This is a genomic window from Microcoleus sp. B3-D7, from assembly GCF_036705305.1.
Lineage (GTDB): Bacteria > Cyanobacteriota > Cyanobacteriia > Cyanobacteriales > Microcoleaceae > Microcoleus.
Genome location: NZ_JAUBUE010000044.1, coordinates 26,800 through 52,657, shown reverse-complemented (window position 1 = coordinate 52,657; position 25,858 = coordinate 26,800). Strand labels below are relative to the sequence as shown.

24 protein-coding genes are annotated in these 25,858 nt (G+C 46.0%); 9 read left to right on the top strand and 15 right to left on the bottom strand.

The window, feature by feature from the left end; genetic code table 11:
• Positions 1–34 precede the first annotated feature (34 nt).
• On the bottom strand, positions 35–535 hold the full coding sequence (locus QUB25_RS23730; protein ID WP_333186746.1) for a response regulator transcription factor: 501 nt from the start codon (positions 533–535) through the stop codon (positions 35–37).
• 54 nt (positions 536–589) lie between these two features.
• Positions 590–1,177, bottom strand: coding sequence for an ATP-binding protein (locus QUB25_RS23725; RefSeq protein WP_333186743.1), 588 nt, complete (start codon positions 1,175–1,177; stop codon positions 590–592).
• Positions 1,178–1,399: 222 nt separating this feature from the next.
• Here QUB25_RS23725 and QUB25_RS23720 point away from each other — a divergent pair, with 222 nt between their 5' ends.
• Complete coding sequence (locus tag QUB25_RS23720; protein WP_333186741.1) at positions 1,400–3,904, top strand: NACHT domain-containing NTPase; 2,505 nt, start codon at positions 1,400–1,402, stop codon at positions 3,902–3,904.
• A gap of 166 nt (positions 3,905–4,070) precedes the next feature.
• On the opposite strand, the gene QUB25_RS23715 is transcribed toward QUB25_RS23720, so the two are convergent.
• The 3 genes from QUB25_RS23715 to QUB25_RS23705 all read right to left on the bottom strand — a co-directional run bounded on the left by QUB25_RS23715 (position 4,071) and on the right by QUB25_RS23705 (position 6,089).
• Positions 4,071–4,676, bottom strand: coding sequence for a zf-HC2 domain-containing protein (locus tag QUB25_RS23715; protein ID WP_333186738.1), 606 nt, complete (start codon positions 4,674–4,676; stop codon positions 4,071–4,073).
• 139 nt (positions 4,677–4,815) lie between these two features.
• Positions 4,816–5,475: a sigma-70 family RNA polymerase sigma factor gene (locus tag QUB25_RS23710; protein WP_006631278.1), complete on the bottom strand. Its 660-nt coding sequence runs from the start codon at positions 5,473–5,475 to the stop codon at positions 4,816–4,818.
• A 122-nt stretch (positions 5,476–5,597) separates the two neighbouring features.
• Positions 5,598–6,089 (bottom strand): molybdenum cofactor biosynthesis protein MoaE, encoded by a 492-nt coding sequence (locus QUB25_RS23705; RefSeq protein WP_333186749.1) that lies wholly within the window; start codon positions 6,087–6,089, stop codon positions 5,598–5,600.
• 642 nt (positions 6,090–6,731) lie between these two features.
• On the opposite strand from QUB25_RS23705, the gene QUB25_RS23700 reads away from it, so the two are divergent.
• Positions 6,732–7,133 (top strand): SH3 domain-containing protein, encoded by a 402-nt coding sequence (locus QUB25_RS23700; RefSeq protein ID WP_333186736.1) that lies wholly within the window; start codon positions 6,732–6,734, stop codon positions 7,131–7,133.
• Positions 7,134–7,270: 137 nt separating this feature from the next.
• Here QUB25_RS23700 and QUB25_RS23695 read toward each other — a convergent pair whose 3' ends face one another.
• The gene (locus tag QUB25_RS23695; protein WP_333037021.1) at positions 7,271–8,251 is read right to left on the bottom strand and encodes an aspartate carbamoyltransferase catalytic subunit; all 981 of its coding nucleotides are present in this window, start codon (positions 8,249–8,251) and stop codon (positions 7,271–7,273) included.
• A 32-nt stretch (positions 8,252–8,283) separates the two neighbouring features.
• On the opposite strand from QUB25_RS23695, the gene QUB25_RS23690 reads away from it, so the two are divergent.
• Complete coding sequence (locus QUB25_RS23690; protein ID WP_333037022.1) at positions 8,284–8,421, top strand: hypothetical protein; 138 nt, start codon at positions 8,284–8,286, stop codon at positions 8,419–8,421.
• 469 nt (positions 8,422–8,890) lie between these two features.
• Positions 8,891–9,109, top strand: coding sequence for a DUF4327 family protein (locus tag QUB25_RS23685; RefSeq protein ID WP_006631282.1), 219 nt, complete (start codon positions 8,891–8,893; stop codon positions 9,107–9,109).
• Positions 9,110–9,267: 158 nt separating this feature from the next.
• On the opposite strand, the gene QUB25_RS23680 is transcribed toward QUB25_RS23685, so the two are convergent.
• The 7 genes from QUB25_RS23680 to QUB25_RS23650 all read right to left on the bottom strand — a co-directional run bounded on the left by QUB25_RS23680 (position 9,268) and on the right by QUB25_RS23650 (position 18,577).
• Positions 9,268–10,509, bottom strand: coding sequence for a protein kinase domain-containing protein (locus tag QUB25_RS23680; RefSeq protein WP_333186732.1), 1,242 nt, complete (start codon positions 10,507–10,509; stop codon positions 9,268–9,270).
• A gap of 819 nt (positions 10,510–11,328) precedes the next feature.
• Positions 11,329–13,632 carry a serine/threonine phosphatase gene (locus tag QUB25_RS23675; RefSeq protein WP_333186729.1) on the bottom strand — a complete coding sequence of 768 codons (2,304 nt, stop codon included), beginning with the start codon at positions 13,630–13,632 and terminating at the stop codon, positions 11,329–11,331.
• 351 nt (positions 13,633–13,983) lie between these two features.
• Positions 13,984–16,539: a DHH family phosphoesterase gene (locus QUB25_RS23670; RefSeq protein WP_333186725.1), complete on the bottom strand. Its 2,556-nt coding sequence runs from the start codon at positions 16,537–16,539 to the stop codon at positions 13,984–13,986.
• 219 nt (positions 16,540–16,758) lie between these two features.
• Positions 16,759–17,574 (bottom strand): PD-(D/E)XK nuclease family protein, encoded by an 816-nt coding sequence (locus tag QUB25_RS23665; RefSeq protein WP_333186722.1) that lies wholly within the window; start codon positions 17,572–17,574, stop codon positions 16,759–16,761.
• Positions 17,575–17,621: 47 nt separating this feature from the next.
• Positions 17,622–17,774: a hypothetical protein gene (locus tag QUB25_RS23660; RefSeq protein WP_199292589.1), complete on the bottom strand. Its 153-nt coding sequence runs from the start codon at positions 17,772–17,774 to the stop codon at positions 17,622–17,624.
• The gene (locus QUB25_RS23655; protein WP_333186717.1) at positions 17,771–18,040 is read right to left on the bottom strand and encodes a type II toxin-antitoxin system ParD family antitoxin; all 270 of its coding nucleotides are present in this window, start codon (positions 18,038–18,040) and stop codon (positions 17,771–17,773) included. The genes QUB25_RS23660 and QUB25_RS23655 overlap by 4 nt, the downstream gene beginning before the upstream one ends.
• 312 nt (positions 18,041–18,352) lie before the next feature.
• The gene (locus QUB25_RS23650) at positions 18,353–18,577 is read right to left on the bottom strand and encodes a hypothetical protein (RefSeq protein WP_333186714.1); all 225 of its coding nucleotides are present in this window, start codon (positions 18,575–18,577) and stop codon (positions 18,353–18,355) included.
• 164 nt (positions 18,578–18,741) lie between these two features.
• Here QUB25_RS23650 and QUB25_RS23645 point away from each other — a divergent pair, with 164 nt between their 5' ends.
• On the top strand, positions 18,742–18,981 hold the full coding sequence (locus QUB25_RS23645; RefSeq protein WP_006631291.1) for a helix-turn-helix domain-containing protein: 240 nt from the start codon (positions 18,742–18,744) through the stop codon (positions 18,979–18,981).
• Between the two features lie 118 nt (positions 18,982–19,099).
• Here QUB25_RS23645 and QUB25_RS23640 read toward each other — a convergent pair whose 3' ends face one another.
• On the bottom strand, positions 19,100–19,684 hold the full coding sequence (locus QUB25_RS23640; RefSeq protein ID WP_333186711.1) for a PAP/fibrillin family protein: 585 nt from the start codon (positions 19,682–19,684) through the stop codon (positions 19,100–19,102).
• Between the two features lie 149 nt (positions 19,685–19,833).
• Positions 19,834–21,510 carry a glycosyltransferase family 4 protein gene (locus tag QUB25_RS23635; RefSeq protein WP_333186708.1) on the bottom strand — a complete coding sequence of 559 codons (1,677 nt, stop codon included), beginning with the start codon at positions 21,508–21,510 and terminating at the stop codon, positions 19,834–19,836.
• 411 nt (positions 21,511–21,921) lie between these two features.
• Between QUB25_RS23635 and QUB25_RS23630 the strand changes: the two genes are divergently transcribed.
• From QUB25_RS23630 to QUB25_RS23615, 4 genes are all read left to right on the top strand, one after another.
• On the top strand, positions 21,922–22,161 hold the full coding sequence (locus QUB25_RS23630; protein ID WP_006631296.1) for a DUF3134 domain-containing protein: 240 nt from the start codon (positions 21,922–21,924) through the stop codon (positions 22,159–22,161).
• A 129-nt stretch (positions 22,162–22,290) separates the two neighbouring features.
• Complete coding sequence (mraY, locus tag QUB25_RS23625; RefSeq protein WP_333186706.1) at positions 22,291–23,406, top strand: phospho-N-acetylmuramoyl-pentapeptide-transferase; 1,116 nt, start codon at positions 22,291–22,293, stop codon at positions 23,404–23,406.
• 248 nt (positions 23,407–23,654) lie between these two features.
• The gene (locus tag QUB25_RS23620) at positions 23,655–24,362 is read left to right on the top strand and encodes a L,D-transpeptidase (protein ID WP_333063888.1); all 708 of its coding nucleotides are present in this window, start codon (positions 23,655–23,657) and stop codon (positions 24,360–24,362) included.
• Positions 24,363–24,436: 74 nt separating this feature from the next.
• A complete protein-coding gene (locus tag QUB25_RS23615) occupies positions 24,437–25,384 on the top strand; it encodes a glycosyltransferase (RefSeq protein WP_333186702.1) in 948 nt (315 codons plus the stop codon).
• The last annotated feature ends 474 nt before the right edge of the window (positions 25,385–25,858 follow it).

Below are 25,858 nucleotides of genomic sequence, written 5' to 3'. Positions count from 1 at the left end.
TTTTAAACTACGACTCATAAACGCACCATAAAAGCTATCTCTCTATTATATGCAACTTCACATAAAATTGGTATAACTTGATAATGCGATCGTTGAGTGTTGCTTCCCGGCGCGCTGAATCGATCGCGAATTGATCGAATACAATACGTGATGGAGTTACAGGTCTCATCCGTCTCAACACAACTTCTATACGAATTGCCAACTCTGCTAAACCAAAGGGTTTACAGATATAATCATCAGCACCGGCGGACAGGACTTTAAGTTTATCAGCTTCGTCTGTGCGACTGCTTAGCATGATCACAAAAACATTAGTACGGCGCTGCATTTCTTGGCAGAGGTGATAGCCTGTAGTATCCGGCAAATTCCAATCGAGAACTACTAGCAGTGGCTTTAATTTCTCAAACAATTCTAAAGCGGTCTCGCCATCTGCTGCCGAATCTACTTGATATTTCTGAGTTAAAAAACGATGAACTAGAGTGCGGATGGAAGCGTCATCATCCACCACGAGAATCTTGGGAGTAGTATCAGTAGTCATAACAAAAAAGTTTCTTTTTGTTGTCAATTTAAAGCTGGGAATTACAGAACAGCTTTAGTCAAGGATAAACCCCAGCTCGCTCCAAATAACTGGTAATTCTTCAGTTAACTTAGCTTGGAGGTCAAAAGGCTCTCCCATATCCCAAATTTTGACTTCTAGGCGTTCGTTAAATACGGTTATTTCAAGGTTGATCGGAGTTGCCAAGGGCAGATTTTTATGAGCGTGGCGAACAGCATTTGTAAACCCTTCTATCGTAGCAAGTTTGCACTGCTGCAAAACTGCTTCGGGAATGGGTAGATACTCTAACTGCTCGACCCACCATAAAACTTGAACAACACTCTTGAGGTCACTATTGAGTGGAAGGTGAATTGTTTTAATTGGCTGGTTATAAGTTTGACAAGATTGGTAATTTCGTTGCTTTTGCCACCCCAAAATAAAGGCATTCCACAAGTCAAGTACCCGCTTTAAATAACCAGATTGAGGCGGAGGTTGGGGTGGTATTATACCTGGATGAAAATATTTCACAATTAATAGACAGTTTCGCTCGTCAGAAGTGCGTGTATAGCTTAGCTTATCGGCAATTTTGCTAATAAGTTTTATGCCTATTCCCCGGGAGGGAATGTCATTTATACTATTTTTCATGTTGCTATCCTTTCTCATTATTTAATAGGTAATTTTTAGAGACACAACAGAATGGCATTCTGAAGGGTTAATTTGGCCTGATTTATGCCTGACTTTTCCCGTATGCCGTGCAGTTGTTGTCAGGATCATTTTCTCTTTGTTGCTGGGGTCTTGACAAACTCAGTTTGCGATCGCTAAACTGATCTAAAATTGACATTGACAATTAGAGAAGTAAATTATATAATGACGACCCTCAAAGCCTCTGAGGAGGGATTAGTAAAAATTAAGCAAGCTAGAAGAGAAAGGGGCTCGACAATAGAAGACCCCAAATGGTTAGTAGAAGCTAGTCAAAAATTAGAACCCGATCGAACTTGGACAGAGGCAGGCCCTTATGCCGATGGTCTGTCGCTGCCAACTTGGAGGCGTTTCTTACGAGGACAAGAACCCATTAAAGCCAATGCTTTCAAGGCTTTCTGCACGGTTTTGCAGTTGAATTGGGAAGAAATTGTCGATCGTCCTCCACCAGAAAGTACGCAGCCATCGAATTTAGACATTGATTCGGTAGTGGAAGAGATCCGGCAAAAATGCCACAGCAAAATCCAACAGCTTTACAGCAAAATGCAACTGTTAGATATTGCACAGCCCGTTGATGTCAGCAAGCTCTACGTTGAAGTCAACATTTTGGAGGAAATTACCAGTTGGCAGCCGGGAGAAATTCGCGATTTATTGAGAGACTTCAACCCAGATGCGGATAACTTTAACCGCTTGGGATTGGGTAAAGTACGCCAGAAACGAGTCCCTGGATTGGATGCAGTGAAATCTCACTCTAAATTGATGGTACTCGGCAAACCGGGTTCCGGTAAAACTACCTTTTTAAAACACATTGCCATTGAGTGCGATCGATCAGAATTTGAAGCCAACAAAATACCGATTTTTATCCCTCTAAAAACCTTTGCTGAAATCGCTAATCTTGACTTATTAGAATATATCAGTGACGAATTTGCCAGTTGCGGAGTTGAGGCGCGATCGCAAACTGAATCTGTACTTAGTCAAGGCAGATGTTTAATTTTATTGGACGGCTTAGATGAAGTGCCAGAATCAGATAGCGAGGCAGTCGTCAGACAGATTCGTCAGTTTGTCCAAAACTATTACAACAATCTGTTTATTATTACCTGTCGAATTGCCGCTTCTAAATACAGATTTCACGACGAAGCCTTTACTTGTGTTGAGGTAGCCGATTTTAATAACAAGCAAATTGCTGCCTTTGCGAGCAATTGGTTTGTGGCATTTTCCCATAATTTGGAGGCAGGAAAAGCTTTAGCATCTCAATTTTTAGAGAAGCTAAAAATGACTAAAAATCAGCAAATTCGAGAACTGGCAGTAACGCCAATTTTACTTAACTTGACTTGTTTAGTATTCCAAGCACAAGCAGATTTTCCATCCTACCGAGCCAAGTTGTATGAAGAAGGACTGGAAATTTTGCTCAGAAAATGGGATGAAACCAGAGGTATTCAACGGGATGAAGTTTATCGAAATTTAAATTTTTCCCACAAGCAACATTTACTTGGTTTTGTAGCCGCTATTACTTTTGATCGTGGCGATTACTTTTTTGACAAAAACACAGTTCAGCAATTGATTGCTGACTATCTAGCTAACTTGCCCGATAGCACAACTGACCCCGTTAAGTTCGAGATACATAGTGAGGCTGTGCTGAAGGCGATCGAGGCACAACATGGCTTATTAGTGGAAAGGGCAAGAGGGATTTATTCGTTTTCTCATCTAACATTCCAAGAGTATTTTACTGCTAGAGAAATAGTTAATAATTCGACTCCACAAGCTTTGGGAAAACTGGCCATCCACATCACCGAGAAGCGCTGGCAAGAAGTTTTTTTCCTGGCAGTTGTGATGTTGCGAAAAGCTGATGACTTATTGCTGTTAATGAAACAGCAAGTGGATGCACTCGTCGCTGACGATGAGCAGTTGCAGCAGTTCCTTATGTGGGTAAGAAATAAATCTATTTCCGTTAATGAGCCCTATAAACGCTCAGCTATCCGCGCTTTTTATATGGGTAGAGAGTTAGAGCGCGTTAGTAACCGTAATCCTCGCTTGGAGGTTGACATAAGTTTGGTTCATAGCCTTGGTTATGCCATTGACCATACCTTTAGACCACCTCTGAGACTTTTTTTATTTGACTTTACTTCTTCTTCTTTTTCTGACAATACTTCTTCTTCTTCTGGCAATGAACGCGATTCTGATTTGACTACTGATATTCTTCTGGATCTTGGAATGCTCTATGCACTTGACCTTAATATTTCTTATGTTTATGCTGCTGCGTCAGCTCGCAATCTGATCTCTATCCTCGTCTTTACTATAAATTTGAATCTGGAACCTGAATTGAAGCTATCGCTACAACAACTCAAAAAACAACTATATGATTCAACATATACCTACAAAATGCAGGCGTGGTGGAAAATGGAGCGGGAGTGGTGGAAAGATCACGGTCAAGATTGGACTCAGCAATTAAGAAATGTGATGATTAAATATCGCAATATAGGTCACGATTGGCAATTTAGTGAACTGCAGAAGTCATTGCTGAGGAAGTATTACGATGCTAATAAATTGCTGGTAGATTGCCTCAATAGCGGTTGTAATGTATCTCCTACTGTGCGGCAGGAAATTGAGGAGACATTGCTGTTGCCGATCGCAAATCTGCAAAAAATCGGTGACAAGTGCGATCGCCCGCTCTAATTCCACTAGCTACCTACTTCGATATTAAGATGCGATCGCCCCACAATACGTCATTCAAAGCCAGGAAAGTGTCAAAGGATATATCCACTTGAAAAACTGGGAAAAACCGCAAAAGCCCCCTTTTTTAGGGAGCTTAGCAACTTCATTTATGCTCAAAACAGAAATCCTATTGCGCCTTTGGCAATGACTTTTGAGGGCTTGCTATACCAACTTTGGGAATATCCATTATCGGTGCATTCACCCCAAGCATCAAATCGTTGGGATTAACAATCTCCATCAGAGGCTCGTTCAAAGCCACCATCAAACCGTCAGATTCAGCAGGAATGGGAGATCGAGCAAACTCGGGAGCAAACAATTGGCGGCCGCCACCGACACCAGACACCACCGCAATCAACAAAGCTGCGATCGCACCTCCACCCAAAATCCAAGTTCGTTTCGGCTTGCGTTCCACCCGCTGCAAAACCTTCGCCGCCAACTCCTGTGCAGATTGTTCCGAAGCAGGCACCGGCATTGACCGAAAACTCTGCTGCATCATCAGCAGTCGCGAGTACAAACGCTTCGTAGTGGGGTCATTTGTCAGCCACTCCTCCACTTGCCGACGTTCTGCAGCCGTCACTTCGCCGTCGAGGTAAGCACTCAGCAATTCAAAGCGATCGCGCATCATAGTAGTTACATTCCCCTGGGGATAATTGTTGTTAGCTTGATTTTCAGCGAGTGAATCCCCGATACCTTGCTGATGCTGATTTTTATCCGATTCAAAGTGATAATTCATATTTCAAAGTTGCTTTTATTGGGGAAGGATGCCCTGGCTATTAGAATGATTTACTGCTTAATTATATTTTAAAAGAGAAGTTTTGATATGACAGCAAACATGACCAAATCTTCTTGATCGACCTCTAAAAGCACTATCGCTAATTACCATCGAGATATTTTTGCAATTCCAACTGCAATCTTTGGCGAGCTCTAGCAATTCTCGACTTGACCGTTCCCAGAGAAACTCCGGTCATTTCGGCTATTTCCTCATAGGCTAAACCTTCAATTTCTCTTAAAACAATTGTCGTGCGGAATACTTCAGGCAAATCTGCGATCGCCACCCGCAACTGGTCGTAAAATTCTCTAGTCGTCAAATCTTCATCAGGCCCCGGACTGTCCGCCGGAATTTCCCAATCTACCTCGCCATCTTCCAGAGCACGGGGTACGTCCAGCGACAGCGGAGTTCGCACCCGCTTGCGCTTCCGCAACTCATCGTAAAACAAATTAGTGGCGATGCGGCTCAGCCAGCCCCGAAATTTAACAGGCTCTTGCAAGCGGTTAATATTGCGGTAGACCCGAATCCACACTTCCTGAGCCAAGTCTGCTCGGTCTTGCCAGTCAGGGGCCAAATGATAGAGTACCCTGTCTACGTGGGACTGATACCGCTTCAACAGTTCTGAAAAGGCCGTGCTCTCAGGTCGATTTCCTTCCTGACAACGCAACACCAAGTCATAATTAGAGAGTTTTTCGGCTGGCAATTGCACTCTTTGAACGGTCGCCACAACCGCAGACCAGGACACGGAAATAAAGTCGCTCATCGGTGGAATTGGCTCATCGAACATTCCACACTTTTTGACGCTAGCAGATCCAGATTGGTTCCCGCACTCGGAAACTGCCATCGGCTTGAGTCATCAGACACTCAATGACTGCTGACTGCTTACTAATGCCCGACTACCTCGCACGCTCCAATACTAACCCAACTACTAGAACCGTCAGCCCAATGTTCCTTTTTCCAAATCGGTACATTGTGTTTGAGCGTATCTATGGCGTACTGGCAAGCTGCAAATGCCTCCCCCCGGTGGGGACAGCCAACAGCCACCAGTACGCTGATTTCGCCCACCTGCAAGTGTCCGACGCGGTGGTGAATGGCGACCCGATTGACATCGACCCACTGGCGGCGGATTTCCGTAGCGATTTGCTGGAATACTCGCACGGCCATCGGTTCGTAGGCTTGATATTCTAGGGAAACTACAGCTTGACCCTCAGTTTGGTTGCGGACTGTACCGCTCATTATTACCACGGCTCCGTTGGCAGGGTCATCTGCCAAAGCATATATTTCCTCTACAGACAACGGTGCTAAGGTAATGGCGAAGCTGTCTGATTCATGGCGTTGAGGAATTGTCCCGATCGAAAGTGCAGCGCTAGAGTTCATTGCCAAAGAAAAAGAAGTGGTGCTGGATAAGTTAATTGATCTTGACACAAATCAAGTCGCGATGGATTTGTCTTGCATTCTTGTCGGGGAGACAGGGAGACTAATTTTTAGACCAATCTCGTAGCACGGGCAAGGGTCCGACGCCATCGCCCCGAACTTCTGCACCAGTGCGATCGGCTACACTATGACTGACCCGAAGCAAATTAAGATTGTGCTTGAAGACGAGCGGGATGCTTGTTCGATCAAATTAACTGCCTATATTGCTGTAGCAATTCAATAAATAAGCACCAAAATAAGTAGTGTCATTCGCAACTCAGTACAAGCAATTCAAAACCCCAATCGATAACTTCGTTCCCTTTTTAATGACACAGTTAAGTTTAATTCTGCCCAGAGTTCTGATCCGCGTCGGCAAAATTTTTAGCAGCCGATGTAAACTTTATTTATTTTTTTGTTCCGGAAAGCTACATCAGTGACATGATATACCTGTGCAGGGTTCAGGAACATTAGCCAATACTCGGCACAAGCAAGACCTTAACGCCCTTTTGTAGCTTTTATGAAACATAAGTTAATAATTTGGGCTGTTAATTGAGGTTTTGACCTGAGTCTGCACCAAGAAAGGTTAACAACAATCACGAGGAAACTATGGAAGCACTAGCATTGAGCCACTCTTTTGTTGCTTATGAATCTCCAGAGTCCGAACTCCAGGTCAAGTCGTTAGACCAACTGGGCTTGAAAATTCCTAATTCTGCATGGATAGGCGTTGCAGGTATGGCAGTAGCCCTATCTGTTCTGAGTGTCGGTGGCGAAGCCCAAGCAGGTTGCTACCGCAAACACTGTGGCCATCGCGCCCATCACGGCCATCACAGCTACGCCAAAGTTGTCACGAATGGCAGCCGACTGAATATCCGCAACCGCCCCGATAGCTGTTCTCATGTAATCGGCAAGTTATATTATGGAGACCACATCAAATTGACCGGTCGTTACAAAAACGGCTGGGCCCAACTCAAAGGTGGTGGCTGGGTGTCTGCGTCCTGGCTTTCCTAACTCTTAACTAGAGCAATTTACATTTCTAGAAAGAGTTTTAATCGTTACCCGGTCATACTGGGTAACGATTATTTTAAATATGCGATCGATCCTGAAAATCATGGAATATCCGAAATTCATGACTAACAACTAACAGCCTAAACCTTACCGCCGCCAATCAGATAAAGTAATGCCATCCGCACCGCCACGCCGCTGGTAACTTGCTGAGAAATCAGGCTAAACTGGGCATCGTCCATCAAATCCGAACTAATTTCCACGCCGCGGTTAACCGGGCCCGGGTGCAACACCTTCACATCCGGCTTGCAAAGTTTGAGCCGATCGCGCGTAATCCCGTACAAAGAATGGTACTCTCGTAAACTCGGCAGCAAATGGTCGCTCATCCGTTCCTTTTGCAGTCGCAAAGTCATCACAAAATCAGCATCGGCCAAAGCAGGTTCAAGCTGCCAATGCAAAAATAACTTGCCTTCCCTACCATCGCCACACTCAGCAAACAACAGCGGCAGCAAAGTCGGCGGCCCGGCCAAATGAACCTCTGCCCCAGAAGCTGTTAAACTCCAAATATTAGACCTAGCCACCCGCGAATGCAAGATATCTCCCACCACAGCAATTTTTTTGCCCGCTAAAAGTTCCAGCCGCGGACGTTCGGTATCTAACAGAGCACAAATAGTAAATAAGTCTAGCAAACCTTGCGATGGGTGTTCGTGCTGGCCGTCTCCTGCATTGAGAACGCTGACTCTCGAACCCAAGCGATCCATTTCCGAAGCAATCGTGCTGGGAACTCCAGCTTGTTCGTGCCGGATTACCATCAAATCCGTTCCCATCGCCAGATAAGTCTTAGCCGTATCCAGAATAGTCTCCCCCTTCGTTAGAGAAGAACTTCCCGGCGTAAAATTTAGCGTATCCGCCGACAGCCGCTTCGCCGCCAACTCAAAACTATTGCGAGTCCGGGTAGAAGGTTCAAAAAATAAATTCGCGACCACTTGACCCTGCAGGGCCGGCACTTTCTTCGTGCGGCGGCCGAGCACCTCCCGAAAACTGGCTGCTGTTTGCAGCACCGTATCGTATTCGTCCGAGGTAAAATCAGCCAGAGTGAGAATGTGTCGCCTTGTCCAAGTCATACAATTTTAGATTTTAGATTTTAGATTTTAGATTGACTCAATCAGGACGGATGATGGGTTTGGAACTTGCTGGTACGCCCGCTCAGCAGTCGCCTTTGAATGTTCGATCGACATTTAGGGGTGGCGATCAACAGTATCCAACAATTTTTGATCGCTTTTGCGGTGAGTAGAGTTATAATCAGTTTATGTAGCTCAGACCCCACTCTCACAGCGAACCCAGCGTCGAAGGTGAAACAGGTGTGGTTTACCCGCAGGAAAGCGGAAATTACGCTTTAGCAGCGAAAGAGCAGTAGTTGCAGTTTCTCCTACGCAAACTCAGCCTTGTCAAGAACAACCCGAACGCAGCCCTTGCATCTACCACTATGTGGAAACAATCGAGGCGGCCAACCTTCCACTGTCAATCGACAGCATATAGCGGGACATTTTAAAGATGATTAATTCTTTGAAGTCGGTCTTGACTCTTCAGTCCTGCTTATAGGCCCTTGTCAAAACGAACTCTGTTAAGATACAAGTTGAATATGTAGCTTCCCGACAAAAATCTACACGTATCTTGGCGAGACTGTTCTTGGCGAAACTGCGGTAAAAAGTGAGAGCTGGGAAGTGGTAATTACACAAGATTTAAACAATTCAAGAGGTATTATGAGCCAGCAGGTTATACAGCCGATGGTTAAGTTCCAGCGTCAGGTGCATTCTCTCGTCACGTCTGACATTATCAAGCCGACAGACAGTATTTGGAAAATTGCTCTGCTTTACGGGGACGAATGGCCGTACTGGAAACAGCAATTGCTAGAGTTTGATTTTTCTATGCAAGACCCCGTGAGCGAGTTGATAGCTGTAGAAGCTTGGGACGAAGAATAACAGAGAAGACGGAGGACTGGGGTGTCGGAGAGAAATTTCGAGGCGATCGGGTAAATTTTCTTTCATAAATTTCCGTTGCTAACTTCTTCCCTCTTCCCTCTTACCTTTGCCCTCTTCCTAATGACGTGTGACTTTTGACTTGTGACTTTTGACTTCTATTAAACCGAAGCTGCTAAAGATCGAGCTAATTGTTGAGCAGTTTGAAAGCGATCCCCAGGCTTAGCTGCCGTGGTTCGCAAAATGGTCTCCCGCAGCTTGGGGGCGATGGTCGGAATATTTTCGAGCTTAAACCCGTAACCTCCAGCTATTTTCCCGTAAAAGTTTTGAGGGCTTTGGGCCGTCAGCAAAAAAATCAAAGTAGGCCCAATAGCATATAAATCCGACTGAGGGAGAGGTTGTCCCCGGTCTTGTTCTGGTGCGGTGTAGCCTTCAACGCCGATGCGGGTCCCTGGAGGAGTGCCGATTTCTTTAACAGCACCAAAATCCAGCACTGTAATGCAATTGTCGCGGTGGCGCACCAGCAAATTAGCAGGTTTAATATCCCGGTGGACGATCGGGGGTTTTTGAGAGTGAATGTAGTCCAAAACCTCACAGGTTTGGATCATCCACTCTATTGCTTGTTGGGGAGCAACAGGCCCGCGGTTGTAGATGCGTTTTTCTAAATCCTCGCCGTGGAGCATTTCCATCACCAAGTATTTTTTGCCCCCCTCCACAAAAAAGTCAAAAAACTGAGGAATTCCCGGATGGTGGAGGGCCTTGAGAGTTTTAGCTTCACGTTCAAACAGTTCTTGAGCTTTGACTATTTGAGCCATATCAGCATTCATTTCCTTGAGGACTACCAGAGAAGCTGCAGGGGAACTTCCGGGTTGTTGAGCTTTCGCTTTATCTCGATCCCAGGCTAAAGTCGTTGTTCCCATACCGCCTTGGCCCAAAGTTCTCAGCACTTGGTAGTGACGGACTGTACGATCGACTTTAATCGGTTCGCCGCAGTGGATGCAGAATAAATTCCCCGGCGGGTTTCCCGCGTGGGTACACCTCGGTGCCACGAGATTGACGGTGGGGTTCGCCTCAATCTTGCCACCGACTTCAATAGTAACCACTTGGAAATGCAGAATTGGGCCGCCCCGCGCCAACTGGATCAGGGCACCGTCGGATATCCAACCCTGAGACATGAGAATACCGTTCACCAAAGTGCCATTTGTCCCCGAATTGACTAAGTACCACTGGCTGGATCTCCCGCTATTAACTCTTTGCAATTCCAGATGCTGCCGTGACACTAGAGCATTGGGGATCACAACCTGATTGTCTGGAGAGCGGCCGATGCGAATAATGGATTCGCTCTCGAAACTCCACTGTTGTAGGGGGGTCTGTGTTTCTGGATCTAAAAGAGTCAGCAGCATTTTCGATTGATGTGGTTGAACTCCCTGATGTGGCAGTGAGAGTTGGCAGGAATTTACAGATATGGGGCGTAGCGCTTTGAAAAATTAGAAATTAAAAATTACTTATGAGCTTCACACGTTCGTTTCAGGAAAACTTTATAATATCCTGATTATGATTAAAGATTTCATAAACAATTAAGTTATAAATAGTTTTTTGGGAACAATTATTCATCAAATTTGTGAGGGGCTGATCGCTCCTCAAAACACAGTTGATCGATTTAACACTGGAAACTACAAAAAGTAGGTAAAAAATAGCTCAACTTTTACCTAAATTTGCTGTAGCAGCAGGTTTTGATTTACCCCCCACATCTATATGTAGGGCAGGGCGGGCACTTCCTGCCTATGCCCAAATTGCCCCGAGAGCGATCGAGTATAAAACTGATTTCGCATCAGCCCGCCTGCTGCCTCACTTCATTTTAGTTTAATTTTTTTTCATTAGACTAACTATTTCTATAAGTGAAAGCTCTTTCAGGTATGATGAATCCACTTACTATCAAGCCAGTTTTTCCCGCCGATTCCCAGAACAAACTCTCAAAATTCAAGCTACTGATAAATGGTTTACCCTCCACAGTTTTTCTGCAATAGTATGGGGTCTGCAATCAGTTTTTGAGAAATCAAACCGAAGCTGTTTCAACACCGGATACCTAAGAACAGAGCGAGCAGTAAAGCCTTGCCCGGAAACGGCAGAAGCTGTTTCTTTTCTTTGCAACAATTGCAGGTTTAACCCAAGCCGTCACGGGGGAAAGCGCCACCTTTGAAAAAGTTGGCAGCATCCAAATTCTAAAATCGAAATGCGCCTACTTGCGCCCGAATGATAATTGCCGTGATATTGTCGTGACCGTTGCGTTTGTTGCCCAGTTCAATCAACTGGGCAACTCCCTGGTCGAGATCAGCTTGGGCATTGAACAGGGGTTCAAGAGTGTTCTGCCAGTGAGTTTCCAACAAATCATTATCTGTCAGGCCGTCGGAAGCCAAAATTAATAAGGTATCTTCGCACAAGTCTAAAAACTGCACGTCAGGCTTGAGAAAATTACTGTCTCGCGGGCCGAGGGCTTGAGTTAGTTGATAGGCGTCGGGACGAGCATAAGCAGTTTCCGGGTCAACCCCGCGCTTTATCTCGCGCTGACCTACTTCGTGGTCGGAGGTGATTTTTTCTAGGGTTTGTCCCTTTCTCAGTCGGTAGAGGCGGCTGTCGCCGACGTGGGCAACGGCGAATTGGGTGTCTTGAACTAAGACTGCGACTAGAGTTGTACCCATGCGGGCGCTGCCGGAGCGTCCGTCCTTTTGATTGATTTCAAAGATGGCTTTGTTGGCTAGCAGGACTCCCTCGCGGATGGTGTCTGCCGGAGGTAGTTGATTTTCCCAACGGGTTTGAAAGAATTCTCTGAGAGTTTCAGCCGCTAGTTGACTGGCTACTTCTCCGCTGTCGTGTCCGCCCATGCCGTCGCAGAGAATGTAAAGCCCTTTGGTTTGAAAAATGCGACCGAAGGAGCTTTCGAGTTTGTTGAGCTGAGTCCAGATGCTGAAGAAGTCTTCGTTGTGGTCGCGCGTGCGGCCAACATCGGTGAGGCCTGCGTCTTCTAAGCTGTAAATCTGGAGTGGCATCGGCTGGGTTAAGACCTCGCCAACGTCGGGGGGCGACTCGTCGGGGCCGCGGAAAGGCCGGCGCGTCGGGGTTGAGCTTGGTGAAGGTGCGGGTTGGAGTTCGAGGGGAACTGTTTCTAGGCGCGATCGCAATTCTTCGATTGTGTTAATCTCGCCTCTGTACATTTGTTGCAGCAGTTCGAGCAAGGCGCCAAACTGAGTGCGACGATCGGACTGGCTAAATATCACCTGCCACAATTGCCCCAAATCTACGAGTTGCAGGTTGGAGCCGGCGGGTTCGGGATACAGGTATTGCAGCCGCAAAGAAGCCAAGGAAAAGGAAGAGTCGGGGTTGACTCGCAAATTTGTCAGTTCCAACAAGCTTTGCCGACAGCGCCAGGGTTCTAGGGCAGCCCACAGTTCTGTCATTTCGTGCAGCCAGTATAAAATTTGCTGGGTGGAAGTTTCCGGTTGACTCCACCGTTCTACCAGCAGCGGCCATTGGGAGCAGTCTTCTAGCAGCAGGACTGCTTGTTCGTTGTCTGACCAGCTATCGTGAATGACTGGCAGGTTTTGAGAGAATTGCCACCGCAGTGCCAGATAAGGTTCAGCTATGCCTTGGCAAAGCTCTGCTAAGGCGGAATTGGTTGAATTTTCTCCGCCTTTGATTGCTGCGGTATAGGGGGATGTTCGTCTGGCGACGCTGGCAGAGTTGGCTGCTAGCATGGCTTTGAGGGGTGACATTTCCAGCGGCTGACAGTCCAATACTGTTACTGCTACTGTGTCTGAGCGTGTTCTCGGCGGCACGGTTTCTAGGAGTTGGTAGCGCTGCTGAGTGTCTAAATAAGCTCCGGCTGGCTGGGAAGGTATTAAATATTCTGAATTGGGGACGGGGAATTCTGGAGATGGAGGGGAGGTGTCAGCTATGTTTGGGCTGTGGGGATTCTCGGTTGCTTCGTGGATTTGTTGAGGCTGTGGTGCGGTTGTAAAATTCTGCTCAGATTGGGTTATTTCGCGCTCTGGTGCTGTATTAGAGATTTTTTCTGTTGTTTGAAAGGATGCTGGTGCGATCGCCCCCACGGCTACCACAGCGTCTATTTCTGGGCTGCTGAATTCGGCGACTTCGGTCTGTGGAGAAGTTGGTGTGACTGCTGTTGGGGGTTCGGCTGGGGTGGTTATTTCTGTTTTAATGGCGTCTGTGATTGGTTCAGGAGAGTTTTGGGGCGATGCGGTTTTTGGAACTAGGTCTGGTTTTTGCGGAAACTCGGCTGGGGGTAGGGTTGACTCGTCTGGCTCGACTGCTGGAAAATTCGATCGACCGCAGATAATTGCCCGCCACACTTGACCTGTTGCGACGCCGCAATTCTGACATTCTTTGGCGCTAAAAGCGACTTGGGCACCGCATTCGTGGCAAGGTTTGTAAATTAGGGAATTTCCGCATTGTTGACAAAACTTGTTTGGATTGGGATTTTCAAATTGGCAGCGGGGACAGAGAAGCATAGGGGTTTTAAATTGGAGATGGGCGATCGAGTTTGGCGGTGGGGAGTGTTGGGTATTGGGCTGTGAGTTAGGAGTTATGAGTTTTGGGCCTGACTCGCAACGGATAACTCGCATTGCCCTATGCCTTATTTTATCGGGATGAATTCAGAACTAAGATATTTCTTAGAACTGAGATGTTGCCGCCGTGTCAGGAATAGACCTCTTAAGCCAGACCCACAAAAATTTCTCTCGCTTCAGGGGCCCAAAAGCCAGCCCCACCAGTGGTAACAGCGTGTGTAACCCATAAGCAAAGTTATCTTATGAGTGGAACGGGCCGGAGAGTCCGTTCTTAACAATGGTGCAATATCTCAGTTAGAAGGGAATTGCTGGAGAATCTTCTTGGAAAACGGTTTCTCGGGCGATCGACACAATGGTGGAGAGGGGTACTTCACAGAAATATTTCCGCCGGAATTGTTCTTCGGAGACTGCTGCTAGGAATTGCGCTGCAAAACGCGCGGCAATCGGGGAATTTGGCACTGAGAATTGAATGGATTGGCTATCTAATAAGGGTTTGGGCATTTGATCGAGCGCGTCTTGCTGCTGTGGGGTTTCGGGTTGTCTGGCAATGTGGAAAGCTCGATCGCGATAATTGATTTTGAAACCGAGATATGTTAGGGTTTTGAACCCTAGTTGCAGCGATGTGTCGCTGATGCCGAGTTTTTGGCGGAGTTGCTGTCTGGTGACGGGTTTGTTGGTGCGGCTGAGGTATTTGGCGATGCCGATTAGCTGTTGGCAGATTTGCTGTGGGGGTACGAGGGGGGGTAATGTATAGGCGATCGCGAGTTTTTTCTGAGTGTGCTGTGCTTGCCGAAACCAGATCCGCAGTTCGTCCCAGCTTGCGGGGCATTCTTGGAGGACGATCGAGTTTTCGCGATCGACCTTTTCGGAATTGTAAACTAGATTGTCGATCGGCATTTGAGATTCTAACTTTGTACTAGCGCCTAATAACTCTTCATCGTTATTTCTATTGCGCCAGTCTACAATCCAATCTATTGGAGTCTGAGAATTTATTTGGTTTTCTTCCGTGCGTTCCCGCACTGATACGAGGCGCACTTCATACCGCGATTTGTAAGTATTAAAATCGAGTTCAACGGTGACATCGCAGCGGCCTTGGGGAACTTCGTTTTGATTGTGTCCCCACCAAATGCCGGGAAATCCCGTATCGCTAGATTCGTCCCTAATTGTAAATTCTGTTTTAATATATTCTACTTTTTGCCCTTTCAAATCCTTGATTTTTTGATTCCACAGATTGTCAAACCAGCAGTTTTCAATTAGCAATTTGGGGACGGGGTTGCCCATGCCACAAGGTTCGAGCAATTTTAGTTCTTGAAATAAGTCCTTGCCTAATTCGGAGACAGTAATTTTTAAGTCGGCTTGAACGGGGGCTGCTGTTAAACTATCGGTGCTGTATTGTTGTCGCAGTTGCTGATTTACCGCATCTGTAAATAGGGGGATATTTTCAACTGGGAGACTCAATCCGGCAGCGAAAGGATGACCGCCAAATCTGTGCAATAAATGCGCTTGATCTTTGACTAATTGGTAAAGGTCGATTTGATTGGCGGAACGTGCGGAACCCCTGGCAATGTTGGATGGGGAAAGTGTTGGTGATTCTGAATCTAAGAAGGAGGTAAATTGCCTTTCTGGGGAATTTTCATTAATTTTTTCGCTTCCTTCTGTGCTGAATAAAATCACGGGGCGACCGTATTCTTGGGCGATTTGTCCCGCTACTAATCCTAATACACCTACGGGCCATTGGGGGTCGCTGAGGACGATGACGCTAGTAGTTGAGAGGTCGAGTTTGGCTAATTTGGCCGCGGCATCTTTGGCAACATCTTTTTGTAAAGATTTACGTCTGCTGTTGGCAATTTCGGTTAAATTTGCTAGTTCTTCGCAACGTTTTTTGTCGCGGCTGGTGAGGAGTTCTACGCAGAAGCTGGCATCTCCTTGAATGCGGCTGACGGCGTTGATTCGGGGGCCGAGCCCGAAGGAAATGTCGGTTGGGCGATCGCCCGATCTTTTGCACAGTTCGAGCAATTTTGCAACTCCCGGACGGGTGGGATTTGCGATTTGTTTTTGCAGTTGTTGGATGCCGACTTGTGCTAGGTAGCGGCTGTCTCCTGTAAGTTGGACTAAATCGGCAATTAAGCCGATCGCTACTAATTCTAATAAATCTGTGAGCGGGCGCTGCGGAATATCCGGTAATGTGTGATATAGTGCTTCAACTAATTTGTAAGCTACTCCAACTCCTGAAAGGTTAAATAGTTGGTGGTTTGGGGGAAAGTAGCGGGGATTGATAATGGCTGTAGCTGGCGGGCGATCGTCGGGTAATGTATGATGGTCGGTGATAATTGTATCGATGTTTAAGCTGGTGGCATATTCGATTTCGGCGATGTTTGTACTGCCAGTATCACAGGTAATAATTAAGCTAATTCCCGATTTTGCTAAGGCATCTATTCCCGGGATGTTGAGTCCGTGAGATTCGGTTAAGCGGTTGGGAATGTAATAAATTAGTTGGTCGTCTTGAGCAAATAATTCTCCCAGTCCGTCCCAAAGTACGGAAGTTGAGGTAATACCGTCGGCGTCGAAGTCTCCCCAAATTGCTACTTTTTCACCGCTGTTTCGTGCTTGCTGGATTCTTTCTACCGCCCAGTTCATTTCTAGTCCGAATTCAAAGGGACTTGCTGGTTGGTAAAGTTTGGGATTTAAGAAACCGGGTATTTGTTCGGGGTTTTGAATTCCTCTATACCACAGAAGTGCGGCGGCATAGTTTCCGGGGAGTTCTGGTGCGTGGTTCCTGACAGCTTCTATCAGCCAAGCTGGGGGTTGGGGTAAGGGTTGATTTTGCCAGTTGTGAGCGGTTTCTGTCATTCGATTTTAGATTTTAGATTTTTACCACAGATGAATCTGAGGGCTTTTTTGTATGTTAAATAAAACTTAAGCCCGTCACTGGTTCCCCGGCTATGCCTGGGAACCCATTTCCAGAGGCTGTGCCTCGCTTACGATCGGGAAAATTCGAGGCCGAGCCTCCGTATCTGCGTTACCAGGCAGAGCCTAGTAACGAGTAAAATGGGGGGGTTTGTTGATATATTAAATAAATATTTCGTCGATTATAGCAAGATTTGGTAGCCAATCCGTGGGAGTTTCTGCTGCAAGATTGGGTAAGAAAGCGGTGTTGTCTGTTGTGCGGTTGCAGCGAGTGGCAAATTGACAGGAATCGCAAAGATTGGAACTAATTTCTACTTGGGGTAAGAATTCGCCGCCTTCGGTATAGCGCTGTCGCCAGTCGGTTAGCTGCTGCAATAGGTGGGTTAAATCTTGTTTTGTGCGATCGTGTTCTGTTTGGCTGTAATAAAATGTGAGTTTTTGCGGCGGTTCTTCTCCGTGCAATTGTACGAACCAGTATGTCATGGAAACTTGTTCGGGGGAATAGTCGCTGGTTTCTACTAAGACGTATAAATAGAGGCGAGTTTGCCAACTTTCGGCTATCCATTTTGATTTTTGAGGGCGGGGATAGGTTTTCCAGTCGAGAATTTGGGCGGCGCTTGGTTCGGCTATTAGCAAGTCATAGATAACGGTGAATAGGTAGTCTTGGAAAATTAGGGTGCGGGGGTGTTCGGCTTGGCGGAAAATTCGATCGCTACTTTCTGACTCGGCGAAAAGTTCGGGTGCGGTGTTGATAAATGCTGCCACACAGCGTCCCAGTTCTGGGTCTTGTTGGATGATAAATTCAAGGGGAAGTCCGAGTTCTCGCTGCTGCATTAATAGGTGAAAGTGGCTCCCCCATGTGAGTTTTTCTTTGTGTTCTGGGGAGGCGGTGGTGGCTAGGAGTTCTAGGTAGCTGTGTTGGAATTTGCGGGGGCATTCTTCGAGGATTTTGAGTTGGGTTTGCGAGAGTCTGAGCATTTTTTGGTGTGATTTTGTGGGTTTGGGATAGGGTTTTGTGATACTAATTATTGCAATAAAACACGGCGGTTAAAACCGCTACTATACAAACGAAGTTTCTCTCGCTTGAGACTAAAAAATAAAGATTGACGAGCGATGTAGTCGGCAATTTGCTCGATGTCTTGAATTGCGGGTTCAGTGAGACGAAATTGTGGAGTCATGCTTGTGATGAACTGTAGCGCGATCGCAGGTTGGCGCGAATTTGTGCGATTGCGATTGCACCGTCTACGACTTCACCACCTTGGGATGCTTGCTGGCCAATGAGTGTGTCTCGTTGAAGTTCTTGCAGTCGTCCTTGATAAATGTCTTCTTGTTGTTCGAGGAGTTGAATTGCTGCGAGGATTACTTCGATCGCACTTTTGTATTTGCCAGTCGTGAGTTGACGCTGCACGAGGGCTTCGACTTCAGGTGACAAAACAATTTGCATGGCGCTTGAGAGGAGAAGTGTTGATTCTATTGTAGGCGATTCCCTACGGGATAGCTGCGCTCGTGCGTACTTCAGTTATATTGTTTTGGATTAACGGGCAATCTTAATTTACTCACAAATCATATAGTAAGCCTATATGATTTGTGAGAATTTACCATAACTGTGAAGCTTGGGGAAATCAAATATCTGATAATGAGTAACTAACTTAAATATATATCGCAATCCTGTATGAATTGTGAACAACTTGCATTGGTAATGCCCCCGTGTCTACGTTACTCTTAGAGGGGCAACCACGGGGGGTTAATCCTACTTTTAGTCTGGTTGCAAGTCAAAGACTACGACAAGCGTTGCTTGAGGCATCAGTTGACGCAGGTACAGCAAGTGTCCGTCAGCATCCGATCGACTGCGAAATCGCCCCACAATCGCCCGCTGCATACTGGGCATGAGTTTGGCGATCGCCCAAGGGTACAGCCGTTTTTGGTACGCGATCGCACTAGGATTCGCAGCGAATCCCTGTTGATAACCGTTTTGTGGCATGATGGTTTAGTATCCTCTATGGACTACAGGAAAGGGCGTTAGTAAGTCTCTTGCCGGAAATCGACTAACGCCTCTACTACTATGATTAAACACCAAACTCTCCTCATGTGTCAAGAGTTGGCGCTAAATATTAACACTTGCTATATTAAAAGGTTTATTCAGCTATGGATTTGAGAGCCTTGAGAGAACGTGCAGGGCTGACAATCTTAGACGTAGCACGGGAACTAGAATGCGCGGAGTCTTCAATTCGCAACTGGGAAAAAAGCCGAACCTTGCCAAAGATGGAAGTTTGGCAAGTATTCCGAATGCGAGATTTGTATCGATGTAGCGAAGCGGAGTTGGTGCTAGCTGTCAGAAAGTCAATGCCGACGGAAAAGAAAGAACAGACAAAGCTGACGGAGTAACAATACTTATGCAGTCTTGAACTGTTTGTTAAAGTAATAGATTTTATTTTTTCAACCGCAGAGGCACGCGGATAAACGCGGATGAAATTGCGATCGCACTTAATCACACATCACAAAATCACTCTTTTGTCAATACAAATACGCTGTCTTTATTCCCCCGTCCAATCCGCAAATCCTTATCCAAATAAGTAATATCCAGCCATCCCTGCTGTTCGCGAGTATCCAGCCCAAAATCTACAGCAGCGAACTTTTTCCCCGACTCAATCTCATTGATAAACTTACCTGGAGATTCATAACCAATCAACCTGCTTAAACCTAATATAGACCGCTCAAACTTCACCTGCACTCGCCGTTCGGAAGTTGGCTCAAATCTCGCAGCTACACTGACAATTCCTTCCAAATAAGGCAAGCCGTAAAGTTCGCCAATGTTATAAATTTTAGATTCTTTGACGCGGATAGATTGATAAATTTGACCCAATTTCACCAAGGGAAAACTGTCAAGATTCAGCAGGTCGCGGCTGGTGGTGTACAATAACCGCCAGTCACCATTTAAAAGCTCTGCAGCTTCGACAGGCCGTGAGGTGGGGTTGTAATCTTCCAATTGGGAGATCGCGCTTAAAATTGCTTGTTTGTCGGTGGGAGTAGCCAGCAAACCTCGATTCTTACCAGCTATTATCTCTAAGAGTGCAGATTTTCTAAGCATAGTTTTTTTAGAATGAAAGCACGACACGGATTTGGACAGGGCTACACTGATTAATTATCGAACTTGAGGCAAAAATCAGACCGATATTCTCTTTAGTTTCAAGCGAGACGGACGAAAGTTTGTGGAGACGCGATTTCAATCGCCGAGGACTAAGAACTAATCACTAAGATATCAAATTTCACCAAATAAAGCAGAGTCCGATACAGGGAGGCTAATTCTTGCTCGTTTTTAACGTAGCGTCGGATAACTTCCCCCACGCTGATCGCACCTTCGTGCTCGATCGCACCCAATATCTCCATCTGAATGTTAACAGAGATTCTTCTGTCTTGACCGAAGCTGGTAAACCAAATTGTTTGCAACTCTCTGAGAAGTTCTGATGTGGCGATCGCACCCAGACTCAGCATCATCTCATTGCTTAAACTTCTAGTCGCATAATTACCTAATACCCGAAACGGATCGTCCCCTAGGGGATAAGGCGGCTTCCCGGGTTTTAAAGGTGCTGACTCCGGTGCCGCAAGGCGAATCTCTGCTAATTCCTGCCACAATTGTTCGTAAGCAGCAATTACTACTTTCCAATCATAAATTTCCCTCGCCCTTTGTCTGGCATTTCCCCCCATCCGCTTTCTCAATTCGGGGTTTTCAATTAATTGGCACAACGCCAGGGTGCAAGCATCAATGTCAACTGCTGTGGCAAGGGAAGTGTGACCCATGTAAGTCGGCCAATTTAAGCTGCCGTCAAGATAATTTAGGGCTAAATCTAAACAAGATTCCGGGGGCGGGATGAGTGTGGGAATGCGGAAGCCGTCTATTTCGTGGCGTACAGATTCTTTGTATCCGTTCCAATCGGAGACTATGGCCGGCAGTCCGTTCGCCATGGCTTCTATTGGTGTCAGTCCGAAGGATTCTTGAATGTTGTCGGACAGTGAAATGAAAATGTCGGCCGCCGACCAAATATTTATTCTAATTTCCGGCTGTCTCCCATCTAAAAAAATAGCATTCACCGACGGACAAAATATTTGTGCGCTCTTTTTAAAGTCGGGTTCTTCTCTCGGATCTTCGATCCAACCGGCTTGAATTAAGTGGATCTTGGCTTTTGTCTGTTGTGATGCCCGTTCTAGGGCGATGTACATGGGTACCGGATGACCTTTTGCAGAAAAAGTCAATCGACCGACAAATAACACAACAATATCTTCGGGAGAAATGCCGAGTTCTTGTCGAAGTTGGCGGCGACTTTTAACTGCTTCCACACCCTGCGGAAACGCGCTGCAATCGACTCCTAGGGGAATAACGGGGAATTTAACCAAAATTTCCGGTTTACCGCCGTTGCGCTGGGCTAAATATTCAGACCACTCCCTCATAACTCCTTCTACTGCTGTTTTCACGGCTGTAGAGGTGCAGATCAGGGCGTCCCAAGGCTGCATGGGTGCGGTTATCAAATCGCCGATCGCCTCCATGATGTATTTTGTACCGATCGTGTGAGTAACGCCGCAAACGCTGTAGGCCCGCTGATCGACAAATCTGCGCGCCCACACCATCTGCGACAAAACCGGATCTGGTCGGTAAATTGTGCCCGGTTGAGATAGCAAATCCGGTCGTTCCATGGGAATCCAGCGAACTTTCCGAGGTTTTTGCAGCCAAGGTTGGATGTGCGAACAAAACTCCTTAAAGGTTGTTTCGCTATCGGCGCAACAGTAGAGAGATTCAGCGGTTCCGTGTTGGACTAAGCTTTTGAGAAACCCTTCTCCGGCTGAATGACGCCCCAGAAGTTTTTTGCCTCCGGTGTGGTAGCCCTCTTTGTTGTATAAAACCGCTGCCGTTGTATCCATTCTGAGATTTATTGCTTGAGAGTTGACTGAAAAAGCCAGAGGGCATTCGGGCTCAGGCTTTGATGAAAATCCAGGAGACTGTTGTGAATCAACCCCTTGCCGTTCGGGAAGCTTGCACAATAGGATCGCCACCTGTCCCGCGATATCTTAAAGACGATCGTCTTAGATTACAATGCTTACGGCTAAAGAAGGATTGGCAAGAGCGGATTTTAGTGTTATCCTCATGCCCATGCTTGGGGGCGATCGCCTTTTGGGTCTCCCATCTTATCCGATCCGGAACCAAACAGTGCCTGTGGTATAATGCTTTAGCCTTGCTAAATGCCCGATTTGCAAGTGCTTGATCAAAGGAGCAGTTCGTCGGCAAAACGTTACCTCACTCGATCGCGTCTTTGTCTTTAAAAACCGATAATCATGTACAACCCATCTCTGCGTCAAATTCCTCGCCACTTACCTGCGGATGTAATTCCATTAAAACAGCAATCTTCTCTTTTAGACTGGTTGGAATCTAACAATCGCTTGTTAGCAAGGGATGTCCAAGAACCCGACTATCTGCACGAAGAAGAAATTTCTGAACTTATGGCAGTTGACGACAGTCCTTACGATGATTTAGAAGAGGAAGTAGAAGAGGATGTGAGTGTAGGCGAAGAATAACGGGTAGAAGGGTGAAGAAATCAACCGGAAACAGGGAAGAAAAACTAAGAGATTTCTCAATCTCCTGTATCGCACCCTATTCCCCATTGTCAATTGCTTATTCTCAAATAGTGTGTGGTGAGGAGTGTTATGGATAACTTTTTGGATGAGAAAATCCCTTTTAGTCTGCCTTTCAAACTTACAGGAAAGAATTTATTCCTGCTGCTGGGTTTGGGGCTCGGCACTGTAGCGATCGGTTTAGATGTAGCAGCGGATAGATTTTTGAATTTACCTGCATCGCTATTTATGCCGCTAGTTGTTTGTGCTTTAGTTGCGTCGGGGTTGGGCTATGCAGTTGTTCCCATACTCCAGCAACTAAAAGCTGGACAAATAATTCGCGAAGACGGCCCCCAAGCCCATTTGAAAAAAGCGGGAACCCCGACAATGGGAGGCATCTTTTTTGTACCTGCAGGGGTAGCAGTCGCTTTACTTTGGTCTAAGTTTAACTCAGATGTTGTTGCCGTATCCGCTTTAACTTTAGCTTACGGTTTCATTGGCTGGATTGATGACTGGCAAATTCTGCGACGTAAGTCGAACAAAGGTATTTCACCTCGGATGAAATTGGCTTTGCAAATAAGTTTTGCTGCTCTATTTTGTCTGTGGCTGATGTTTCATCAACCTGCTATTTCTACGAATGTTGCTTTGCCTTTCGGTTGGGTATTGCCATTAGGTTTGCTGTTCTGGCCAGTGGCTGGTTTTGTGCTAGTTGCCGAAAGCAATGCTACTAATCTTACCGATGGTGTTGACGGCTTGATGGGCGGTTTGGGCGCGATCGCACTTTTGGGACTAGGTGCATCTGTAGCCTCTACTTCGCCAGAATTAATGATTTTTTGCGCTTGCATCAGCGGCAGTTGTTTCGGTTTCTTAGCACACAACCGCAATCCAGCCAGTGTGTTTATGGGCGATACAGGGGCTTTAGCTTTGGGCGGTGCGTTGGGTGCGGTAGCTTTATTAACAAATAGCCTTTGGATATTATTAATTATCAGCGGGATTTTCTTTGTAGAAACGCTGTCAGTAATTGCTCAAGTAGGTTATTACAAAGCTACAAAAGGGCCTGATGGCATCGGCAAGCGTCTGTTAAGAATGGCTCCACTGCACCATCATCTAGAGTTGTGTGGCTGGTTGGAAACTCAGGTTGTGGGAATCTTTTATTTAACTAACGGGGCGTTAGTGTTAATGATTCTGATGTTGACGGGAAACAGTTGAGAACGGATTGCGTGACGGATTGCACAGGGGATGTAAGAGATATTTTCTACTATTTGAAAGACACAGGCAAGATGCCTGTTCCACAAGAACTGAATGCAGTTGTGGAACAGGCATCTTGCCTGTTTAAGGCTCAAGCAACAGGCTTTTGGGCTGTTCCACATTTCTTAGTCTCTTAGAGAGGGACTTCGTTTCTCTAGTAAGTAGCAGTTTCAAGCGCGGAACAATCTATAATATCCCTCGTTAATGCAATGGAAATAAAAAAAATTAGAGGCAATCTGGGGAGAATAGTTTCATCTACAAGCCTTCTCTTGCTGGCTGCTAGCTCAGTTTTTTACTGGAACCTCGTTAGGCTGGGTTATGCTGTTCCAATTCCCTACATTTTAGACGTTTTCTGCTTAAATAACTGTCCGGCTGATGATTTAAATATTTTGCATACCCAATTCCCGCCCGATAATTTATTAAACTACGACAAGCCGCTAATACAAATTTTAGGCGAACCAGATAAGTTAGATAAAAACAGAATTTCCATCCTAGTTGAAAAATCAAAATACAGGCTGACTGTATACGATAGTAAAAAGCCAGTAAAATCTTATCCTGTAGTATTTGGTGGCAATCCCACAGGTAATAAATTAAAAGCAGGGGATTTGCGGACCCCGGAAGGTGTTTTTAGTATTAAAGATATGTACCCTCATGAAAGTTGGTCAAAGTTTCTGTGGCTGGATTATCCAACCAAACAATCTTGGCGCAAACATATAAAAGCTAAGCAAGATGGTACAATTAGGTGGGGCGACAGTGTAGGCAGCGAAATCGGGATTCACGGCGTTCCTCCTAATTCGGATAATATAATAAAATCTAGATCGAACTGGACCTTGGGATGCGTTTCTCTGGAAAATAAGGATGTTGAGGAGTTGTATCAGTTTGTGGAGAAAGGCACAGAAGTAGAAATTATTCGATAAGTTAAGTTGCCATAAAACTTGTTCGTAATAATGACTTTACTCCTAATTGACTCAAAAAACTGGATAGAGGGCTAATGAACAGTGACGACGGGTTTTTACCTCAAGTTTCGGTGGTTGTTCCTGTTTACAACGGCGAGATGGATTTGCCGGAGTTGATTGAGTCCCTGCGATCGCAAACTTATCCGCCACACAGAGTAGAATATCTCTTAGTAGACAACAACAGTCGCGATCGCACTTCAGCAATCCTCGAAACAGCAGCTAAGTTGGATCAAATAACCATTCGCCACCTCACCGAAAATCAGATTCAAAGTTCCTACGCCGCCCGAAATAAAGGAATTCGCGCATCCACAGGCGAAATCATTGCATTTACCGATGCAGACTGTCGCCCGGAATCTGACTGGCTGGAAAATTTAGTTAAGCCATTCGTTGACTTAGAAATAGGAATTCGCGCTGGGGAAATACTCGCATTGCCCGGTAAAACTATTTTAGAACAACACGCCGATCGCCAAAATACTTTATCTCAAAAACATACTCTCGCTCACCCTTTTTGTCCCTACGGTCAAACCGCCAACTTAGCTGTACGGAGGCTAGTTTTACAACAAATAGGACTATTTCGCCCTTACCTCACCAGCGGCGGCGATGCTGACTTGTGTTGGCGGATTTTGCGGGAAACATCCTATAAAATGTATTTTGCCGAAAATGCGATCGTCCGACACCGCCACCGTTCTACAATAAAACAGTTGCAAAGTCAATGGTATCGGTACGGCGAATCTAATAAATATTTGCACGAACTCCACAGTGTCGATTTGATGCGAGAATTCACAACAGGGGAATATTTTTACCGGCTCGCTAGGTGGCTGTTAAGGGAATTTCCGCTTGCTGCTGCCAAAAGTGCGATCGGCGGAGCCGATCTGGTAGATTTGTTTAATACGCCGATCGGTCTTTTGAATGTTAGGGCAAGGTCCATGGGGCAGCGCCAAGCCCAACTTCCCGAATCAGCTTGGGACATTGAGCGTTTTTAATATTTTAGACCATAAGCTTTTCACGGGCGGGCAGGATGCCCAACTCCTACTCCCCACAAAAAAATTGAACTATGAGTGGAACAGACATCTTGCCTGTTCTAAATAAGCCTTTCACGGGCAGGCAGGATGCCCCACCCCTACTCCCCACAAAAAAATTGAACTATGAGTATGAGTGGAACAGGCATCTTGCCTGTTCCTCAAAATGGTGCAAGATGTGCGCTCGACAAATATTCGTTTGTATACAACCCGCCCCTATAAATACCTATAAGTCCAGTTTATTGGTGCATATAGATATGCTGAATGAGAAATATGAAAATTTAACGTAATCCTTAATATAAAATTAATAAGTCGATTCTGAAGCGCTCGGTTTGACGACGGGAACCAACTCAGAGGCAAACCCCCAAATTTTCTTTACTTCTGCCTTCTGGCTTTTCAGTGCTGTCGTCAGCGCATCGGAATTATTCTCAGAATTTT

What these genes read in the sequence shown, in the direction of transcription:
- mraY (WP_333186706.1), top strand. Translation starts at nt 22,291, where the DNA reads ATGGATAACTTTTTGGATGAGAAAATCCCTTTTAGTCTGCCTTTCAAA.
- QUB25_RS23660 (WP_199292589.1), bottom strand. Translation starts at nt 17,774, where the DNA reads ATGACTCCACAATTTCGTCTCACTGAACCCGCAATTCAAGACATCGAG.
- QUB25_RS23675 (WP_333186729.1), bottom strand. Translation starts at nt 13,632, where the DNA reads ATGCTTCTCTGTCCCCGCTGCCAATTTGAAAATCCCAATCCAAACAAG.
- QUB25_RS23710 (WP_006631278.1), bottom strand. Translation starts at nt 5,475, where the DNA reads ATGAGCGACTTTATTTCCGTGTCCTGGTCTGCGGTTGTGGCGACCGTT.
- QUB25_RS23665 (WP_333186722.1), bottom strand. Translation starts at nt 17,574, where the DNA reads ATGCTCAGACTCTCGCAAACCCAACTCAAAATCCTCGAAGAATGCCCC.
- QUB25_RS23670 (WP_333186725.1), bottom strand. Translation starts at nt 16,539, where the DNA reads ATGACAGAAACCGCTCACAACTGGCAAAATCAACCCTTACCCCAACCC.
- QUB25_RS23700 (WP_333186736.1), top strand. Translation starts at nt 6,732, where the DNA reads ATGGAAGCACTAGCATTGAGCCACTCTTTTGTTGCTTATGAATCTCCA.
- QUB25_RS23685 (WP_006631282.1), top strand. Translation starts at nt 8,891, where the DNA reads ATGAGCCAGCAGGTTATACAGCCGATGGTTAAGTTCCAGCGTCAGGTG.
- QUB25_RS23680 (WP_333186732.1), bottom strand. Translation starts at nt 10,509, where the DNA reads ATGCTGCTGACTCTTTTAGATCCAGAAACACAGACCCCCCTACAACAG.
- QUB25_RS23650 (WP_333186714.1), bottom strand. Translation starts at nt 18,577, where the DNA reads ATGCCACAAAACGGTTATCAACAGGGATTCGCTGCGAATCCTAGTGCG.
- QUB25_RS23615 (WP_333186702.1), top strand. Translation starts at nt 24,437, where the DNA reads ATGAACAGTGACGACGGGTTTTTACCTCAAGTTTCGGTGGTTGTTCCT.
- QUB25_RS23635 (WP_333186708.1), bottom strand. Translation starts at nt 21,510, where the DNA reads ATGGATACAACGGCAGCGGTTTTATACAACAAAGAGGGCTACCACACC.
- QUB25_RS23705 (WP_333186749.1), bottom strand. Translation starts at nt 6,089, where the DNA reads ATGAACTCTAGCGCTGCACTTTCGATCGGGACAATTCCTCAACGCCAT.
- QUB25_RS23730 (WP_333186746.1), bottom strand. Translation starts at nt 535, where the DNA reads ATGACTACTGATACTACTCCCAAGATTCTCGTGGTGGATGATGACGCT.
- QUB25_RS23695 (WP_333037021.1), bottom strand. Translation starts at nt 8,251, where the DNA reads ATGACTTGGACAAGGCGACACATTCTCACTCTGGCTGATTTTACCTCG.
- QUB25_RS23655 (WP_333186717.1), bottom strand. Translation starts at nt 18,040, where the DNA reads ATGCAAATTGTTTTGTCACCTGAAGTCGAAGCCCTCGTGCAGCGTCAA.
- QUB25_RS23640 (WP_333186711.1), bottom strand. Translation starts at nt 19,684, where the DNA reads ATGCTTAGAAAATCTGCACTCTTAGAGATAATAGCTGGTAAGAATCGA.
- QUB25_RS23720 (WP_333186741.1), top strand. Translation starts at nt 1,400, where the DNA reads ATGACGACCCTCAAAGCCTCTGAGGAGGGATTAGTAAAAATTAAGCAA.
- QUB25_RS23715 (WP_333186738.1), bottom strand. Translation starts at nt 4,676, where the DNA reads ATGAATTATCACTTTGAATCGGATAAAAATCAGCATCAGCAAGGTATC.
- QUB25_RS23630 (WP_006631296.1), top strand. Translation starts at nt 21,922, where the DNA reads ATGTACAACCCATCTCTGCGTCAAATTCCTCGCCACTTACCTGCGGAT.
- QUB25_RS23725 (WP_333186743.1), bottom strand. Translation starts at nt 1,177, where the DNA reads ATGAAAAATAGTATAAATGACATTCCCTCCCGGGGAATAGGCATAAAA.
- QUB25_RS23645 (WP_006631291.1), top strand. Translation starts at nt 18,742, where the DNA reads ATGGATTTGAGAGCCTTGAGAGAACGTGCAGGGCTGACAATCTTAGAC.
- QUB25_RS23620 (WP_333063888.1), top strand. Translation starts at nt 23,655, where the DNA reads ATGGAAATAAAAAAAATTAGAGGCAATCTGGGGAGAATAGTTTCATCT.